Below are 15,799 nucleotides of genomic sequence, written 5' to 3'. Positions count from 1 at the left end.
GAAGAACCGCCGCATGCATATGTCCAAGCAGACCGTCGCCCGCAACGCAGCCGGCCTCGTCGTGGCGGCGCTCGCCCTCAGCGCCTGCAACAGCACCGGTCCGTCGCTCGGCCGAAGCGCGCCATCGCCGGCGGCGGTGGCCAACAGCGCCGGGATCGTTCCCGACTACTGCCCGCAGGTGAGCCTTCGCGAGGGCACCGCGATCCTGCGCAAGGGGTCGGGCGACGACCTGCAGTACATCGCGTCCATCGCCGCCACGACGCGCTCCTGCCGCGTGCGCGACGGACAGCTCTTCATGGAGGTCGGCATCGCGGGGCGCCTCGTTCCGGGGCCGGCGGCACGGCCGGGATCGGTCCAGCTTCCGATCCGCGTTGCGATCCTGAACGCCGGCCAGCTCGTGTACAGCCAGCTCGGCCAGCAGCCGATCTCGACCGATCCCGCCGGTGGGCCGAAGGACTTCCGCTATGTCGATCGCGCCATTCGCATCGCCGTGCCGGAAGGCCGCTCGCTGACGGTCTATGCCGGCTTCGACGAAGGGCCGCAGAACGGCGCCAAGCGTCCCGGTTCCTGACCTTCGGCCGGGAGCGTCAGACCCGCTCCCAGTCGGCAAAGGCGTCCACGACCGCCGGGAACTCCGACAGGCGCCGGATGATCGTTTCGGCGCCCGCGTCGCTCAAGGAATCCGCATGGCCGGGGTAGGTGTGGCCCGCGCCGACGAAGCCGACGACGCGGCAGCCGGCGGCCACGGCGGCGGCCACACCATGGACGGAGTCCTCCAGCACGACCGTCTCGGCCGGCTTGGCGTCGAACTCTCGGCAGCCGTAGAGGTAGACGTCCGGCGCGGGCTTGGTCTTCTTGGTGCCGACCTCGCGCGCCGGAAAGACATAGGGGCGGAACCGGTCCCAGAGTTTCACCCGCTCCAGCATCATCTTCAGCCGCTCGCCCGACGAGTTGGAGCATATAGCGCGCGGCAGATCGATCCGGTCCAGCATCTCGTTGACGCCCGCAATGGCTTCCACCTCGGCGGCGAGCCGTTCGTCCAGCGCCTGCTTCTGACGGGCGTTGTAGTCGTCCGGCAGGCGGATGCCGGCCTCTTCCTGGAGGAGCTCCGCGATCCGGTCCTGCGTCAGGCCGGCGAAGCGCTCTGCGATCTCGGTCGGCGAAATCTCGTAGCCGACTTCCTTCAGCATCTTCGAGTCGACCTTGGCCGCGATGATCTCGGAATCGACGAGGACGCCGTCGCAATCGAACAGCACGAGGGAAACAGGCATGGAACTGCCCTCCGGCAGAAGGAAGAAGGAACAATCGAGGGAACGGCGACCGCCTAGCACGACCCCGCCGCGCTGACCACCCGCGCGGGCTTCACCGATCGTTAAGCTCGTTCGGTAACCATGACAGCCGTATCCGAGTAGCGAGTTCAGGTGGCCCGATGTCGAAACTGCAGACCGTGCGTCGTCTTTCCGTCGAGCCGGCCGGACCCGCCCCGGCGCCCGAATGGTTAAACACGATCATCAAGGGCGACTGCGTCTCGCGCATGGCGATGTTGCCGGAGAAATCGGTCGACGCGATCTTCGCCGACCCGCCCTACAATCTCCAGCTCGGCGGCGACCTGCACCGGCCCGACCAGTCCAAGGTCGACGCCGTGGACGACGCCTGGGACCAGTTCGAGAGCTTCGCGGCCTACGACGCCTTCACCCGCGCCTGGCTTCTGGCGGCGCGTCGGCTTCTGAAGCCCAACGGCACGATCTGGGTGATCGGCTCCTATCATAACATCTTCCGCGTCGGCGCGATCATGCAGGACCTCGGGTTCTGGATGCTGAACGACATCGTGTGGCGCAAGGCCAACCCGATGCCGAACTTCCGCGGCCGCCGCTTCCAGAACGCCCACGAGACCATGATCTGGGCTTCCAAGAGCGCAGACGCGAAGAGCTACACGTTCAACTACGACGCCATGAAGGCCGCCAACGACGACACGCAGATGCGGTCGGACTGGATGTTCCCGATCTGCTCGGGTGCCGAGCGGCTGAAGGACGGTGAGGGGCAGAAGGTCCACCCGACCCAAAAGCCCGAAGCCCTCCTCGCGCGGGTGATCCTGTCCTCCACCAAGCCGGGCGACACGATTCTCGACCCGTTCTTCGGAACGGGAACGACGGGTGCGGTGGCCAAGCGGCTCGGCCGCAACTTCGTCGGCATCGAGCGGCAGGACGAATATATCGAGGCGGCGAGCGACCGGATCCTCTCGGTCGAGCCGTTGGACGCCGACGTGCTGCGCATCTCCGGCGGCAAGCGGGCGGAGCCGCGCGTGCCCTTCGCCAGTCTCGTCGAGGCCGGCCTCGTGGCACCGGGGGCCGAGCTGACCGACGCCAAGGGCCGCTGGCGCGCCAGCGTGCGAGCGGACGGCACGATCGCCTTTGGCGGCGAAGCGGCATCGATCCACCGCATCGGCGCCAAGGTGCAGGGCCTGGAAGCCTGCAACGGTTGGACTTTCTGGCATGTGCGCGAGAACGGCCGCCTGCGGGTAATCGACGAGCTGCGACAGATCGTTCGGGATCAGATGGCGGCCGTGTCCGCCTGAAATCCTTCCGCCCGCTCCAAGACCTTCCGCATGAGCGTCGGCAGGGCTTCGCCTTCCAATGTGGAAGGCGCGGCCCACCAGCCTTCGATCGCAGGATCGCCGCTCGCCTCGGCGGCCCAGACCTCCAGCGTCAGGTCGAAATGCGTGAAGCCGTGCCGCACGAAGCCGGCGAGGTGCCAGTCGGCCGCCACCGGCGCGGCTCCGGCGCCCGTCGCGCCGTCGGCGCGCGAATTCCAGGCCGTCGACGGCGGCTCGCTCATGCCCCCGAGCATGCCCAAAGCGGGACGACGGCGGAGCCACACGGCACCGTCGGCCGGGCGGCGCAGGACGAACGCAGCGCCGACGCGGGCGGGCTTCGCCGTCTTCGCCGCCTTGACCGGAAACTCCTCCTGGCGCCCGAGCCGGCGCGCCTCGCAATGGTCCGTCACGGGGCAGAGCACGCAGGCGGGCTTGCGCGGCGTACAGATCGTGGCGCCAAGATCCATCATCGCCTGCGCGAAATCGCCCGGCCGCTTCACCGGCGTCAGCGTCTGGACCAGGGCACGGATCGGCTTGCGCGCGGCGGGCAGGGGCGTCTCGATGCAGGCGATGCGCGTCGCGATCCGCTCGATATTGCCGTCCACGACCGCGACCGGTTCGTCGAAGGCGATCGCCGCGATGGCCGCCGACGTATACTCGCCGACGCCGGGAAGGGTGCGCAGTTCGCTCGCCGTGTCCGGAAAGCGCCCGCCGCGCTCGTTCGCGACGGTTCGGGCGCAGGCCAGCAGGTTGCGCGCCCGTGCGTAGTAGCCGAGGCCCGCCCAGGCCCCCATGACGGCGGCGTCGTTCGCACCGGCCAGGGCTTCGACGGTCGGCCAGCGCTCTGTGAAGGCCGCGAAATAGCTCTTCACCGCCGCGACCGTGGTCTGCTGGAGCATGATCTCCGACATCCAGACGCGATACGGATCGGGACGGACCCCCGCGGCGAGGTCGGCCGGCGACACGCGCCAGGGCAGGGTGCGGGCGTGGCGGTCGTACCATTCGAGCAGCGCGGCGGCGAAGGCGCCCGCCGGCGCCTCGGCTTGACTTCCCGGGGGGGCGCGTCCATCCAACCGCGGTTCCGGGCCTTCGTCGCCCCTCGAACGGGCCGGCTTCGTGCGCATCGATTTCTTCGTCATCAATCTCGATCGGTCGCCGCAACGCCTGGCGGACATCCGCGCCGACATGGCCGCGGAGGGCATCGACCTGATACGGATCGCGGGCGTCGATGGGAAGGCGATCCCGGAGGAGGGCCGCACGCTTCTCGACGTGCCGGCCTTCCTGCGCCAGCACGGGAAGCGACCGGTTCCGGGAGAGTACGGCTGCTATCTCGGCCATCTCAAGGCCATCGACGCCATCGAGGCGGGCGAGGCGGATGCCGGGGTGGTGTTCGAGGACGACGTGCGACCGCGACCCGAGATGCTGCCGGTTCTTCAGGCACTCGCCGAGCGGGACGACTGGGATGTCGTCCGCTTCGCGCATCACCGTCGCCCGGCGCGCCGACGCCTTCGGGCGCTGCCGGAGGGACGTCACCTCTCGGCCGCCTTCTTCGGCCCGACGGGCAGCGGCGCCGCCTATATCGTGCGTCGATCCGCCGCTGCGCGGCTGTCGGCGGCGCTCAGGCCCATGTCGCTGCCTTTCGACGTCGCCTTGGAGCGCGGCTGGGCCACCGGCCTGCGCACCCTCGACATCTGGGACGACCTGATCGCCTTCAACGCGCAGTCCAAGACCAGCCAGATCGAGGTCGGCGGACGCTACGGCGCACGCAAGCTGAAGCCCTGGCGCCGCCTGCCGACACTGGTCTTCCGTGCGACGGATCTCGTGCGTCGGATCGTCTACGCCTTGGGCCAGGGCCGGGCGCGATGACGCTAGCATCCCTTCTCCTGCGCCGCCGCCGGTGGGACCCGGCGATCCTCGGCGCCGGCACGCTCTGCCTGTCGCTGCTGGTCTCGGCGGGCAAGATCGCATTTCTGTTCTTCGCCCTTTGCGGGCTCTACCTCCTCGTCGCCCGGCCGCGCAGCCTGCGGGGGGCGCCGACGGTCTTCATGGGCGCGCTCGCAGCCTGGGCGCTTTGGCAGATCGGCCTCAGCCTCCTTCGCGGCGAGCCGCTCGATGGAAACCGGGTCCTCTCCTATGCCGGCCTGCAGTTCGCCTGCGCCGTGCTGCCGCTCGGCCTCGCGCTGGTTCGCCACCCGGCAATGATGCTCGCCTTCGGCGCCCGCATCGGCCTCCTCGCGCTGGCGGTGCTGGCGCCGATCGAATACGCCCTGACCGGAATGCGGGTGGGGCTCGGGAAAAACGAGGCGATCTTCGCCTTCGTGGTCGGCGCGGTCGCCGTGCTCGCGCGCCTGCCGACGGGGGGTCGGCTGCGCTACCTCCCCGACGGTCGCTTCTGGACCTATCTCGGCGCCGTGCCGATCGCCCTCTCGGGCACCCGAGCCGCCATGCTGCTCTTCGTCATCACTGCGCTTCTCGACCTCCGCCGCTCCGTTCCGCGCCTGCGGTCGCACGGCAAACGCGCTGCGGTCGCCCTCGTCGGCGGCCTCATGGCGGCGACAGCGGCCGCGGTTCCGGTGGGCGGCTTCCTGATCGACCGGGTGGAGCAGGGCGTCAGCGAAATGGATGCCTACGAAACTACCGGCCTCGCCGTGGGTTCGGTGGACACGCGACTCGCCATGTGGTCGGCCGCGGTGCGCGTCCTCTCGGAGCATCCGTTCGTCGGCGTCGGCGGCACCGAGCGCATGATGCGCGTGGCGGAGGAGGCCGGACCGAACGGCGCCCAGGTGCTGCGCTATCAGCACCTTCATAATATCGTGCTGGACGAGGCCCTTTCCAGCGGCCTGATCGGCCTGGCGCTCATGGGGTCGGTCCTCGTCGCCTTCCTGTCCGGCGTCTTCCGGCGGGCTGGCGATCCCGCCGTGCGCGACGCCTGCGTGGCCCTTGTCGCCTTCACCTTCGTCTTCGGCCTGTTTCACGGCGTCCTGTTGAACGAATGGATGGTTCTCGTCATCTTCGCAGGCATGGGCATCATCCTCGTGGAACTCCGTCGGCCCCGACCCTTCGGCAACCCGGCATGAAGCCGGCGGGTGCAAAGCCTGCCCGTCGCGGCGTCCGGCCGATCGGCGACCTCGTCTCGGCGCTGGTGGAGCCCGTGGTCGCGCGCAAGGCGGGGATGTCGCTCGATCTCCTCGGGGCCTGGCCGGAAATCGTCGGACCGAGGCTCGAAGAGGGGTGCCGTCCCGAGAAGCTGGTCTGGCCGAAGGCCTACAACGACGACGACATGGAGCCCGCGACGCTCGTCATCGCCTGCGAGGGCGCGTTCGCGCTCCGCCTTCAGCATCAGGTCGAGACGATCATCGCGCGCGTCAACGACTTCTTCGGATACCGGGCCGTGTCCAAGGTCCGCATCGTGCAGCGCGCCGTGCGCATCGAGCGGCCGAACCGGAAGCCGGCCACCGCGCCGCTCGACGCGGGACACCGCCGGACCATTCACGAGGCGACGGCCCGGATCGAGAGCGACAAGCTCCGCGCGGCACTGGAGCGCCTGGGCGAGAGCGTGCTCGCACGCAACGCGGCGGCGAAGAACCGGCATCGCTGAGCGGGCAGGGCGTCATTCGCGCGCACGTTCCGTTCACCCCCGTTGGATCGCCACATTTGCCCGACTACGTGGCATAAGCAAAAACGAATCGTGGCTTATGCGAAAGGCTGAAATCCTCATGCTCGTTGCTCCGAACCGGTCCCGGACCCTTCCCCGTGGCGCCCGTGTGCTGGCGGCCGGCCTCCTGACGGCGGGCATCGCTCTCGGCGGCGCGGTACCGGCCTTCGCTCAGGCCGAGACTGCCGCTCCCGCCGCGACCGCTCCGGCGGCGTCCACACCCGCCGCGCCGCAGACCAACCCGTCCGCCGCAACCGCGCCGAGCCCCGAGGGTACGGTCGACGTGTCGAAGCTGATGGCTCCGCAGGCGCTGCCCGACATCGTGGTCGGCAACGCCGACGCGCCCGTCACGATCGTCGAGTACGCCTCAATGACCTGCAGCCACTGCCGCGACTTCCATGTCCAGAGCTACCCGAAGATCAAGGCCGACTACATCGACACCGGCAAGGCCAAGATGATCCTGCGGGAGTTCCCCTTCGATCCGCGCGCGCTCGGCGCCTTCATGCTGGCGCGCTGCGCGGGCGACGACAAGCGCACGGCGATGGTCGGCGTCCTGTTCGACCAGCAGCGCGAATGGGCCGGCGCCGAGAACGCCTCCGCCGCGCTCCTCAAGATCGCGCAGCTCGCCGGGATGACGCAGGACCAGTTCGCCGCCTGCCTGAAGGACACGGAGCTGCAGGGCAAGGTCGTCGCCGTGCAGACCGCCGGCCAGAACGAATTCGGCGTTAACGCGACGCCGACCTTCTTCATCAACGGGGACAAGTATTCCGGCGCTCTCTCGGCCGACGAAATGGCGGCGGTGATCGAGAAGCACCTGTAACATCTTCCAACTTGCGCCCGTGGCCTTCCGGTTGCGGGCGCAAAACTTTTGCACCGCAGCAATTGGCGCGGACATGGCTATGACATATGTCTGGCGCTGTTGGTTTTCGATCTAGCCCCACGGCGTCCCGGTTTCCCATGGCCAAGAGATTGTTCACGTTCAAGCGTGGCGCCGCGGATCGCACGGCCGACCCGGCGGAGGCGCTCGGGCTGAAGGGCTCGAACCTCGCGCTCCTGGCCTCGCTCGACCTGCCGGTCCCGCCCGGCTTCACCATCTCGACGGCGGCCTGGCGCGAGGCGGAGGCCGGCGAGGGGCTGCCGCCCGCCTTGCGCAACGAGATCCTGGCCGCCATCGAATGGCTGGAAGGCGTCACGGGACGCACGCTCGGCGGCGAGCAGAAGCCGTTGCTTCTCGCCGTTCGCACGAGCGCGCGCTCGGTCACGCCGGGCCTGGCCGACACCGTACTCGACCTCGGGCTGAACAGCCGGACCGTGGAACTCCTGGCGCTCGAACTCGGCGATGTCGGCTTCGCCTTCCGCGCCTATCGCCGGTTCATCGAGAGCTACTGCAACCTCATCCACTCCGTCGATTCCAGCGACTTCGAGGACGTGGCGGAGGCGGAGCGCGCGCGCGCCGGATGGGCCGGCGACGAGCCGCGCTCGCTGGTGGACTGGCGCGCCTTGATCGCCGCCTATCTGCGCTTCGTCGAGGATGAGGTCGGCAGCCCCATGCCGCAGACGCCGCTGGAGCAGCTTTACCACGTGATCGAGGCGAGCTTCGCGAGCTGGCGCGGACCGGTGGCCCGGGCCTTCCGTTTGGCGCATGGGATCGCCGAGAACGCGGGTGTCGCCATCACCGTCCATGCCATGATCTTCAACGAGCGGGGCGAGAAGTCCGGCACGGGACGTGCCCTGTCGCGCGACCTGAAGACCGGTCAGCCGCGCCTGACCGGCGAGTTCGTCTTCGGAAACCGGGAGGGCGCTGGCCCGTCCGGCGTCGGTGGGCCGCTGGATCTGAAGCGGATCGAAGGCGAGCCTGATCTCTTCCCGTCCGACCTGCGAGCCCTGACCGACTATGTGCGCCGCATCGAAGCCCATATGGGCGATGCGACCGAGGTCGACTTCATGGTCGGCGACGGAGACCTCTTCTTCCTTCAGTCGCGCGTCGCTCGCCGCAACGTGGCGGAAGCCATTCGCATCGCGGTGGAGATGGTGCGCGAAGGGCAGATCGCGGAGGAGGACGCGCTCCTGCGCATCGAGCCTTCGTCGCTCGACCAGCTCCTCCACCCGACCATCGAGCGGGGCGAGGAGATCCTCGTGATCGCCAAGGGCATGCCGGCGTCGCCCGGGGCCGCCAGCGGCGAGATCGTGTTCTCGTCCGAACAGGCGATCGCGGTCGCGGCGGAAGGGCGTCCGACCATTCTCGTGCGCAACGAGACCCTGCCGGAAGACGTGCACGGCATGCATGTCACCGAGGGCGTCCTCACCGTGCGCGGCGGCACGACCAGCCATGCGGCAGTCGTCGCGCGCGGCATCGGCAAGCCCTGCGTGACCGGCGCGGGCTCGATCCGCATCAACCAGGAAGCGGGCACCGTGATCGCCATGGGCCGGACCCTGCACGCCGGCGACCAGATCACGATCGACGGCACCTCGGGCGAGGTGATCCTCGGCTCACCCAAGCTCAAGCGCCCTTCGCTGGCCGGCGATTTCGCCACCCTCATGGGCTTCGCCGACCGGGCGCGGCGCATGGAGGTGCGGACCAACGCGGAAACGCCGGCCGAGGCACGGGCTGCGCGCGCCTTCGGCGCCGAAGGCATCGGCCTCTGCCGCACCGAGCACATGTTCTTCGAGGGCGAGCGCATCTCCATGATGCGCGAGATGATCCTCGCCTCGGACGAGGCCGGTCGGCGCGCGGCGCTGGAGCAGCTTCTGCCCGTCCAGCGCTCGGACTTCATCGAGCTTTTCGAGATCATGGCGGGCATGCCCGTCACAATCCGCCTGCTCGACCCGCCGCTGCACGAATTCCTGCCCAAGGGCGAGCAGGAGATCGCCGAGACGGCGAAGATGCTGAGCATCAGCGCGGCCGTCGTCGCGGAGCGGATCGACGCGCTCCACGAGTTCAACCCGATGCTCGGCCATCGCGGCTGCCGCCTCGCCATCTCCCATCCCGAGATCGTCGAGATGCAGGCCCGTGCCATCTTCGAGGCGGCGATCGAGGCCGGAGAGCGCAAGGGCAAGGCGGTGGTGCCCGAGATCATGGTGCCGCTGGTTGGCCTGCGCCGCGAGCTTGACTTCGTGAAGGCCCGCATCGAGCGCGTCGCCGATCTCGTGATGCAGGAGCGCGGCAAGACGGTCGAGTATCTCGTCGGCACCATGATCGAGCTGCCGCGCGCCATCGTGCGAGCCGATACGATCGCCGAGGTCGCCGACTTCTTCTCCTTCGGCACCAACGATCTGACCCAGACCGTCTACGGCATCTCGCGCGACGACGCAGCCAACTTCCTCTCGACCTACGAACGGCAGGGCATCATCGAGCGCGACCCGTTCCAGACGCTGGACATCGAGGGAGTGGGCGAGTTGATCGCCATGGGCGTCGAGAAGGCGCGGCGCACGCGGCCCGATATCTCGCTCGGCGTCTGCGGCGAGCAGGGCGGCGACCCTAACTCCATCGCCTTCTTCGAGCGCACGGGCCTCGATTACGTGTCCTGCTCTCCCTACCGCGTGCCGATCGCGCGGCTCGCCGCCGCGCAGGCCGCCATCCGCTTCGAGCGAGCCCTGCGCGCCGCGGCGGCGCCGAAGACACGCGGGCGCCATTAGAGCCTATGTCACGGGGTAGCCGGTTGCGGTAACGTCCGCCGGCGAAGACGAAATCGGAGAGACGCGGCGTGGCCGGACACTACATCAGGGCGCAAGCGCGCACGGCCGGATGGGCCTGGAGCGTCGCGGCCTTTTCCCTGATCCTCATTCCCGTCGGCATCCTCCTCTTCCGGCTGCAGCTGCTGGACCTCGCCAACCTGTCCTGGACGCTGCTGTTGGCCGGGGGGCTGGCTTCGCTCGCCCTGCTTATGGCGCTTGGGGCCATCGCCGTCGTCTGGCGCAAGGGCGCGGCCGGCGGGGGCCGCGCTGTCGCCGCGCTGGTCGTCGCCGCCCTCGCGCTGCTGCCTTTCGGGGGCGCGGCCTATCTCTACCGGCTGTTTCCGGAAGGAACGAGCGCGGAGACCGTCGGCCTCAACGGCGCGGCGCTGGTGCCCGTCTCCCCCGATGTGCCTCAGGCCGTCGTGCCGGGCCGCGACTATCAGGCGACCGCCTCCATGGTCTACGAGGCGACGCGCGCGGCGCTGGACGACAAAGGCGTGGAGATCGTCGACGTCCAGACCAATCTGACGCCGGCGCGCGACAGCGACGACCTCGGCGTGAGCGGCACCGTGCTCGTGCCGATTCCGACATTGCGGGGCAGCCTCGCCGCCGAGCCGGCCGATCCGTTCGATCTCAAGGATGCCAGCGAGTACACGATCCAGGCGGTCGCCTATGCCCCGGTCTTCGGCTTTCCGAGCGACGTGACGATCCGTATCACGGAAGAAGGCCCGCAGACCTTTGTCGACATGCGCTCCGCCTCGCGCGACCTTGAGCGCGACCTCGGCCAGAACCGCCGCATCATCCTGTCTCTCCTCGACGGCGTGGACGAGGCGATGCGCGCGGCCGAGGGCATCGTCCCGGAGGAATAGCTAAAGCATCAGGCTGGCAGGAACCGGCCCGCCACACCGAACGAGCCGTCGAGCACCACGAGACCGCGCTCGATCAGGCTTTCCAAATGGGCAAGCACGGACAGCGCGGCGGCCCCGTGCAGTCGCCTGTCGGTCGTGTGGTAAATGGCGGCGACGATTTCCGGCACCGTCTGGACGCCTGCGCGAACCTTTTCGAGGATCGCGCTTTCGCGCATGCGCCGGTGCGTCCTCAGTCCTCTCACGAAGGTGGCTGGCGTCTCCACCGGGCCGCCATGGCCGGGCAGGTAGCGGCGGTCGTCTCGAGCGAGGAACCGGTCGAGCGAGCGGAAATAGTCGCTCATGCTGCCGTCTGGCGGCGCGATTACGCTCGTCGCCCAGGCCATGACATGGTCCCCGGAGAAGACGGTCCCTGTTCCCTCCAGAGCGAAGGCCATGTGGTTTCCGGTGTGGCCGGGCGTGTGAATGCCGCGCACGAGGGTCTCGCCCAAGCGCATCACAGCCTCGTCGGCGAGAACGATGTCGGGCGCGAAGGCCCGGTCGGACGCGGCGTCGAGCGGGTTGACCTCGCCGTCTGCGAGCTCGCGGGAGATCCGGTGCGGCCCCTGCGCGACGAGGGGCGCTGCCGTGGCCTTCGCCAGCCGTGCGGACAGCGCCGAATGGTCGAGATGGGTGTGAGTCACCAGGATCGCGTCCACCGGACGGCCGTCCACGGCCGCAAGCAGGGCAGCGAGATGCGCATCGTCGTCCGGGCCGGGATCGACGATCACCAGCCGCTCGTTCCCGACGAGATAGGAATTGGTGCCGTGGAAGGTCATCGGTCCGGCATTGGGCGCCGTGATCCGCCGAATGCCGGGCTCCACCAAGACGGCCTCTCCGTGGCGGGGGTCGAATCGCGTGTCGAGGTCGAGACTCATGATGCGTTCCGTCAGGGGCTGGCGCGGGCCGATGCGCCGATCCGGCTTGGCCGTCGCCGAGGCTTCGGGATATAGCGGCCCGATGACCTGGACCATTGCCGCACTCTATCGTTTCGTGTCCATCGCCGATCCCGTCGGGCTGCGCCAGTCGCTTCTCGACCTGTGCTCGCGCCACGGCGTCTGCGGCACGATCCTGATCGCGACGGAAGGCGTCAACGGAACCGTGGCCGGCTCGCAGGAGGCGATCGACGCGGTCCTCGATCTGCTCGATCGCAAAGTGGAGATTCGAAAGGGCGAGGTGAAGTTCTCCCGCTCGGTGGACAAGCCCTTCGGCCGCCTGCGGGTGCGCGTCCGGCCGGAGATCATCACCATGCGCGCGCCCGAGGCCGATCCGACGCGGCAGGTCGGCGCCTATGTCGAGCCCGCCGACTGGAACGCGCTGATCGCCGATCCCGAAACGCTCGTGCTCGATACGCGCAACGGCTACGAGACCCGCGTCGGCACCTTCGAGGGGGCCGTCGATCCCGGCATCGACAGCTTCACGCAGTTCAAGGACTTCGCCACTCGCGAACTCGACCCCTCGCGGCATCGGACGATCGCCATGTTCTGCACCGGCGGCATCCGCTGCGAGAAGGCGTCGAGCTACCTGCTCGCCCATGGCTTCTCCGACGTGCGCCACCTGAAGGGCGGGATCCTCAAATATCTCGAGACGGTACCCGAGGAGGAGAGCCTCTGGCGCGGCGACTGCTACGTGTTCGACAATCGCACGGCGGTGGGAGCGGCGGTGCGGGAGGCGGACTGGCTCGCCTGTTTCGGCTGCGGCAGTCCGCTTTCCCCCGCCGACCGCGCCGATGCGACGTTCGAGGCGGGTGTGTCATGCCCGCATTGTAGCGACCGACTGAACCCCGAACGCCGAGAGCGCCTTCGACGCCGACATGCGCAGATGACGAGTGTGAATAAACTTGGTGACGACGGTTAGCCCGTCTTCACTGCATTGCAACAATTTCCGTATTGAAACGTTTAAACCGCAACTGCTCCGCTTTGGGAGGTTCGTCGTGCAAGCGTTTCGCAATCGCAAGCTTCGTCTGGCCGGACTTGCGGGGGTCAGCCTGACGGCAACGGCACTGCTTGTCCGCGAGATCGACGCTCGTGGCTTCTACGGTTCGTCCTCGGACGCGACGACCTTGATCGCGGACCTGCGCGCCGACCTGCCTTCGGCGCAGTCCGACGGGTCGGTGCTCGAGAACGTCGTCTTCGACGGGCGCAAGCTCAGCCTGGAATTCGTCGCCGACGAGCGGGTCGATCTTCAGCTCCTGCGCGACAGCGGACGCGACCGGCGCTGCGCGCTATGGCGTTCGGCGCTTCGGCGCGGCGATGTGCAGGAGGTCGAGTACCGCTACCGCCAGGGCGGGGCTGCGTCCTCGACGCATCTCGACGCCACCGTCTGCGGCTGAAGCGGACCTATGCCCGCCCGGAGTCGATCCGAGCGGGCCTGTCGCGTCATTCGGGGCGGCGCGGCTTTCCCTGGCCCTTGCCGGGACCCTTGCCCTTGAACTTGCTCGGCCCTTTGCGCGGCGCGTCGCCGTCGTTGCGGCGCGCGAAGGCCTTTTGGGCGCGGGGCGGGCGGCCGCCCTTGCCTCCGTCCCGGTCGCGCCCGGCCGGCGGCGGCGCGCCGCCTTCCAGCGGGGTCACCGTGATGTCGTCGTCGCTGCCCTGCGCGGCGGAGGCGAAGCGCTCGGCCGCATCGGCCCTGATCTCCACCTTGGTCTCCTTGTCGAAGATGCGGATGGCGCCGATGTCGTCGCGCGTCACCTTGCCCCGGCGGCAGAGGAGGGGCAGCAGCCACTTCGGATCGGCGTTGTTGCGACGGCCGATATCGAGGTGGAACCAGACGGACGGGCCGATCGAACGGCGACCGCCACCTTCTTCCCTCTCGCCTTCGCGGCGCGGGCGAGGCTCGCCGGCCTGCTTGCGGCCGGCCTTGTCGTCGCGGCCCGGACCCGGATCGTAGATGTCCTCGGGCGCCGGCAGCTTCTGGCGGTAGAGCCGCGCGAAGGCCGAGGCGATGTCCATGGCGGAAAAGCGCTCCAGAAGGGCGCCGGCCGTCGCCATGTCGTCCTCGCCCGCCTCTTCGGTGAAGAGCGGGTCCGTCATCAGCCGCTCGCGGTCGAGCGCGCGGATCTCGTCGGCTGAGGGCGGGGCGCTCCAGACCGGACGGATCTTGGCATCCGTCAGCAGCCGGTCGGCCTTGCGCTTGCGCGACAGCGGCACGAGGAGAACCGAGACGCCCTTGCGCCCGGCGCGGCCAGTGCGCCCGCTGCGATGCTGGAGGGTTTCCGCGTCGTTGGGCAGCTCGGCATGGATCACCAGGCCGAGGTTGGGAAGGTCGATGCCGCGCGCGGCGACGTCGGTCGCCACGCACACGCGCGAGCGCCCGTCGCGCAGCGCCTGGAGCGCCTGGTTGCGCTCCGCCTGGCCGAGCTCGCCCGACAGCGAAACCGCGCCGAAGCCGCGATCGAGAAGCCCGGTGTGGAGATGGCGCACTTGCTCGCGCGTGTTGCAGAACACGATGGCGGTCGGCGATTCGGCCTGGCGCAGGAGGTTGACCACCGCGTGCTCGATCTCGGTCGGTGCCACGCGAATGGCGCGATACTCGATGTCCGAATGGCTGGAGGTCTGGTTCGCGACCTCGATCCGCAGCGCGTTGCTCTGGTAGCGCTTCGTCAGGGCGACGATGGGCTTCGGCAGCGTCGCCGAGAAGAGGAGGGTGCGCCGCTCGGCCGGCGTCGCCTCGAGGATGAACTCCAGGTCCTCGCGGAAGCCGAGGTTCAGCATCTCGTCGGCTTCGTCCAGGACCACGACCTTGAGGTCGCCGGTGCGCAGGTTGCCGCGCTCCAGATGGTCGCGCAGGCGCCCCGGCGTGCCGACCACGAGGTGCGTCCCGCGCGCCAGGGCGCGCTGCTCCGTTCGCGCGTCCATGCCGCCGACGCACGTGACGATGCGCGCATTGGCGCCGGCATAGAGCCAGGATAGCTCGTCGCTGACCTGCATCGCCAGCTCGCGCGTCGGCGCGATGACGAGGCCGAGCGGGCTGCTAGGCTCGGGAAGGGTGTCGGCATCGGCCAGCAGCGTCTCGCCTATGGCGAGGCCGTAGGCCACCGTCTTGCCCGACCCGGTCTGCGCGGAAACGAGAAGGTCGCGCTCCGCGGCGGCGGCTTCGACGACGCTCTTCTGCACGGGCGTGGGGTCGCGGTAGTCGCGGGCTTCGAGGGCGCGTGCGAGAGCGGGGTGAATCGGGGGGAAGGCCAACGGGATCGTCCTTGGAATGTTCGGCCCTTGCGGGCACGGCATCCGCAATGGCGATGCCGCTGTGTGGAGAGGCCCCGGCGCCGGATGGAACGGCGGTCGACGGGCACGAAATCAGAAAGACGGCGGCCCGCAGATGCGAGCCGCCGTCCGTATGCCCCACGCTATAGAAGCTTGCGGGCCGAAAGGCGAGAGGCTTCTAGCCTTGCGGCTTCGTCACCGACTTGCGGCGCCGGCGGCGCTCCCATCGAACGTCCGTGCGGCGACGCATGCGGCGCACGAAGGCAAGGTCGATCGACAGAATCAGGAGCCCCAGCGGCAGCATCCAGATGCCCAGCACCGGCAGGAAGCTCAGGAAGCCGCCGATGATGAATGCGATCCCGACCCCCATTCGGGCAAGCCTATTGGACGGGAGCGCGAACCTACGCCCCAGGATATGCACGGTATGTCCGCGCAGGCGGAAGAACTCCCGCCGCTTGCCTGCCGTTTCGTCGACGCCGTCCATCGGTCTCCGCCTGACTCCCGTCGGAGCCTTGGATGTGAGGTTAGCGCAGATGGCGGACAACCACGACAGAAGCGAGGCGGGCGAAGATTTTTTCGACAAAGGCGCGATCGGGCCTTGGCAAATCGGAAGCTCGTGGGTATACGCACCCTCGTTCGCAGGGCGAACTTTTCCCCGGTAGCTCAGTGGTAGAGCAATCGACTGTTAATCGATCGGTCGCTGGTTCGAATCCGGCCCGGGGAGCCACTCAAAGCAAAGACATCGCTGGTAGAGATTGGCGTCCGA

Annotated in this window: 15 protein-coding genes and 1 tRNA gene; 11 read left to right on the top strand and 5 right to left on the bottom strand. The window is 68.9% G+C overall.

The features are described 5' to 3' along the window. The first annotated feature begins 13 nt into the window (after nt 1-13). A complete protein-coding gene (locus O5O54_RS10635) occupies nt 14-571 on the top strand; it encodes a hypothetical protein (RefSeq protein WP_279481516.1) in 558 nt (185 codons plus the stop codon). Nucleotides 572-587: 16 nt separating this feature from the next. Here the strand turns inward: O5O54_RS10635 and O5O54_RS10630 are convergent, their stop codons facing one another. Beyond that, nucleotides 588-1,271, bottom strand: coding sequence for an HAD family phosphatase (locus tag O5O54_RS10630; protein WP_279481514.1), 684 nt, complete (start codon nt 1,269-1,271; stop codon nt 588-590). 158 nt (nt 1,272-1,429) lie between these two features. On the opposite strand from O5O54_RS10630, the gene O5O54_RS10625 reads away from it, so the two are divergent. Then, nucleotides 1,430-2,575: a site-specific DNA-methyltransferase gene (locus O5O54_RS10625; RefSeq protein ID WP_279481513.1), complete on the top strand. Its 1,146-nt coding sequence runs from the start codon at nt 1,430-1,432 to the stop codon at nt 2,573-2,575. Here the strand turns inward: O5O54_RS10625 and mutY are convergent. Continuing rightward, nucleotides 2,551-3,666, bottom strand: a complete 1,116-nt coding sequence (gene mutY, locus O5O54_RS10620) for an A/G-specific adenine glycosylase (protein WP_279481510.1) — start codon at nt 3,664-3,666, stop codon at nt 2,551-2,553. The genes O5O54_RS10625 and mutY overlap by 25 nt on opposite strands. A 43-nt stretch (nt 3,667-3,709) precedes the next feature. On the opposite strand from mutY, the gene O5O54_RS10615 reads away from it, so the two are divergent. From O5O54_RS10615 to O5O54_RS10590, 6 genes are all read left to right on the top strand, one after another. Beyond that, entirely contained in the window at nt 3,710-4,459 is a 750-nt protein-coding gene (locus O5O54_RS10615) for a glycosyltransferase family 25 protein (RefSeq protein ID WP_279481508.1), read from the top strand. After that, nucleotides 4,456-5,670, top strand: coding sequence for an O-antigen ligase (locus O5O54_RS10610; RefSeq protein WP_279481506.1), 1,215 nt, complete (start codon nt 4,456-4,458; stop codon nt 5,668-5,670). Before O5O54_RS10615 ends, O5O54_RS10610 begins: the two co-directional genes overlap by 4 nt. Beyond that, nucleotides 5,667-6,191: a DUF721 domain-containing protein gene (locus O5O54_RS10605; RefSeq protein ID WP_279481504.1), complete on the top strand. Its 525-nt coding sequence runs from the start codon at nt 5,667-5,669 to the stop codon at nt 6,189-6,191. The genes O5O54_RS10610 and O5O54_RS10605 overlap by 4 nt, the downstream gene beginning before the upstream one ends. A 118-nt stretch (nt 6,192-6,309) precedes the next feature. Next, nucleotides 6,310-7,068 (top strand): DsbA family protein, encoded by a 759-nt coding sequence (locus tag O5O54_RS10600; protein WP_279481501.1) that lies wholly within the window; start codon nt 6,310-6,312, stop codon nt 7,066-7,068. Between the two features lie 137 nt (nt 7,069-7,205). Further along, nucleotides 7,206-9,884: a pyruvate, phosphate dikinase gene (gene ppdK / locus O5O54_RS10595; protein ID WP_279481500.1), complete on the top strand. Its 2,679-nt coding sequence runs from the start codon at nt 7,206-7,208 to the stop codon at nt 9,882-9,884. Between the two features lie 68 nt (nt 9,885-9,952). Next, nucleotides 9,953-10,792 carry a DUF1499 domain-containing protein gene (locus O5O54_RS10590; protein WP_279481497.1) on the top strand — a complete coding sequence of 280 codons (840 nt, stop codon included), beginning with the start codon at nt 9,953-9,955 and terminating at the stop codon, nt 10,790-10,792. An 8-nt stretch (nt 10,793-10,800) separates the two neighbouring features. Here O5O54_RS10590 and O5O54_RS10585 read toward each other — a convergent pair whose 3' ends face one another. Further along, nucleotides 10,801-11,802, bottom strand: coding sequence for an MBL fold metallo-hydrolase (locus O5O54_RS10585; RefSeq protein WP_407061691.1), 1,002 nt, complete (start codon nt 11,800-11,802; stop codon nt 10,801-10,803). Between O5O54_RS10585 and O5O54_RS10580 the strand changes: the two genes are divergently transcribed. Together O5O54_RS10580 and O5O54_RS10575 are read left to right on the top strand one after the other, a co-directional pair. Next, nucleotides 11,789-12,685 (top strand): rhodanese-related sulfurtransferase, encoded by an 897-nt coding sequence (locus O5O54_RS10580; RefSeq protein WP_279481495.1) that lies wholly within the window; start codon nt 11,789-11,791, stop codon nt 12,683-12,685. The genes O5O54_RS10585 and O5O54_RS10580 overlap by 14 nt on opposite strands. Next, complete coding sequence (locus O5O54_RS10575) at nt 12,669-13,160, top strand: hypothetical protein (protein WP_279481493.1); 492 nt, start codon at nt 12,669-12,671, stop codon at nt 13,158-13,160. The genes O5O54_RS10580 and O5O54_RS10575 overlap by 17 nt, the downstream gene beginning before the upstream one ends. 46 nt (nt 13,161-13,206) lie before the next feature. Here the strand turns inward: O5O54_RS10575 and O5O54_RS10570 are convergent, their stop codons facing one another. After that, nucleotides 13,207-15,015: a DEAD/DEAH box helicase gene (locus tag O5O54_RS10570; RefSeq protein WP_279481492.1), complete on the bottom strand. Its 1,809-nt coding sequence runs from the start codon at nt 15,013-15,015 to the stop codon at nt 13,207-13,209. Between the two features lie 196 nt (nt 15,016-15,211). After that, entirely contained in the window at nt 15,212-15,403 is a 192-nt protein-coding gene (locus O5O54_RS22435; protein ID WP_407061690.1) for a hypothetical protein, read from the bottom strand. Between the two features lie 282 nt (nt 15,404-15,685). Between O5O54_RS22435 and O5O54_RS10560 the strand changes: the two genes are divergently transcribed. Continuing rightward, nucleotides 15,686-15,760 (top strand) — tRNA-Asn (locus tag O5O54_RS10560). The last annotated feature ends 39 nt before the right edge of the window (nt 15,761-15,799 follow it).

The organism is Aureimonas sp. SK2 (assembly GCF_029813115.1).
Taxonomy (GTDB): domain Bacteria; phylum Pseudomonadota; class Alphaproteobacteria; order Rhizobiales; family Rhizobiaceae; genus Aureimonas.
This window is presented reverse-complemented; position numbering and strand designations above follow the sequence as displayed.

What these genes read in the sequence shown, in the direction of transcription:
- O5O54_RS10585 (WP_407061691.1), bottom strand. Translation starts at nt 11,802, where the DNA reads ATGGTCCAGGTCATCGGGCCGCTATATCCCGAAGCCTCGGCGACGGCC.
- O5O54_RS22435 (WP_407061690.1), bottom strand. Translation starts at nt 15,403, where the DNA reads ATGGGGGTCGGGATCGCATTCATCATCGGCGGCTTCCTGAGCTTCCTG.
- O5O54_RS10630 (WP_279481514.1), bottom strand. Translation starts at nt 1,271, where the DNA reads ATGCCTGTTTCCCTCGTGCTGTTCGATTGCGACGGCGTCCTCGTCGAT.
- O5O54_RS10605 (WP_279481504.1), top strand. Translation starts at nt 5,667, where the DNA reads ATGAAGCCGGCGGGTGCAAAGCCTGCCCGTCGCGGCGTCCGGCCGATC.
- ppdK (WP_279481500.1), top strand. Translation starts at nt 7,206, where the DNA reads ATGGCCAAGAGATTGTTCACGTTCAAGCGTGGCGCCGCGGATCGCACG.
- O5O54_RS10635 (WP_279481516.1), top strand. Translation starts at nt 14, where the DNA reads ATGCATATGTCCAAGCAGACCGTCGCCCGCAACGCAGCCGGCCTCGTC.
- O5O54_RS10610 (WP_279481506.1), top strand. Translation starts at nt 4,456, where the DNA reads ATGACGCTAGCATCCCTTCTCCTGCGCCGCCGCCGGTGGGACCCGGCG.
- O5O54_RS10580 (WP_279481495.1), top strand. Translation starts at nt 11,789, where the DNA reads ATGACCTGGACCATTGCCGCACTCTATCGTTTCGTGTCCATCGCCGAT.
- O5O54_RS10625 (WP_279481513.1), top strand. Translation starts at nt 1,430, where the DNA reads ATGTCGAAACTGCAGACCGTGCGTCGTCTTTCCGTCGAGCCGGCCGGA.
- O5O54_RS10600 (WP_279481501.1), top strand. Translation starts at nt 6,310, where the DNA reads ATGCTCGTTGCTCCGAACCGGTCCCGGACCCTTCCCCGTGGCGCCCGT.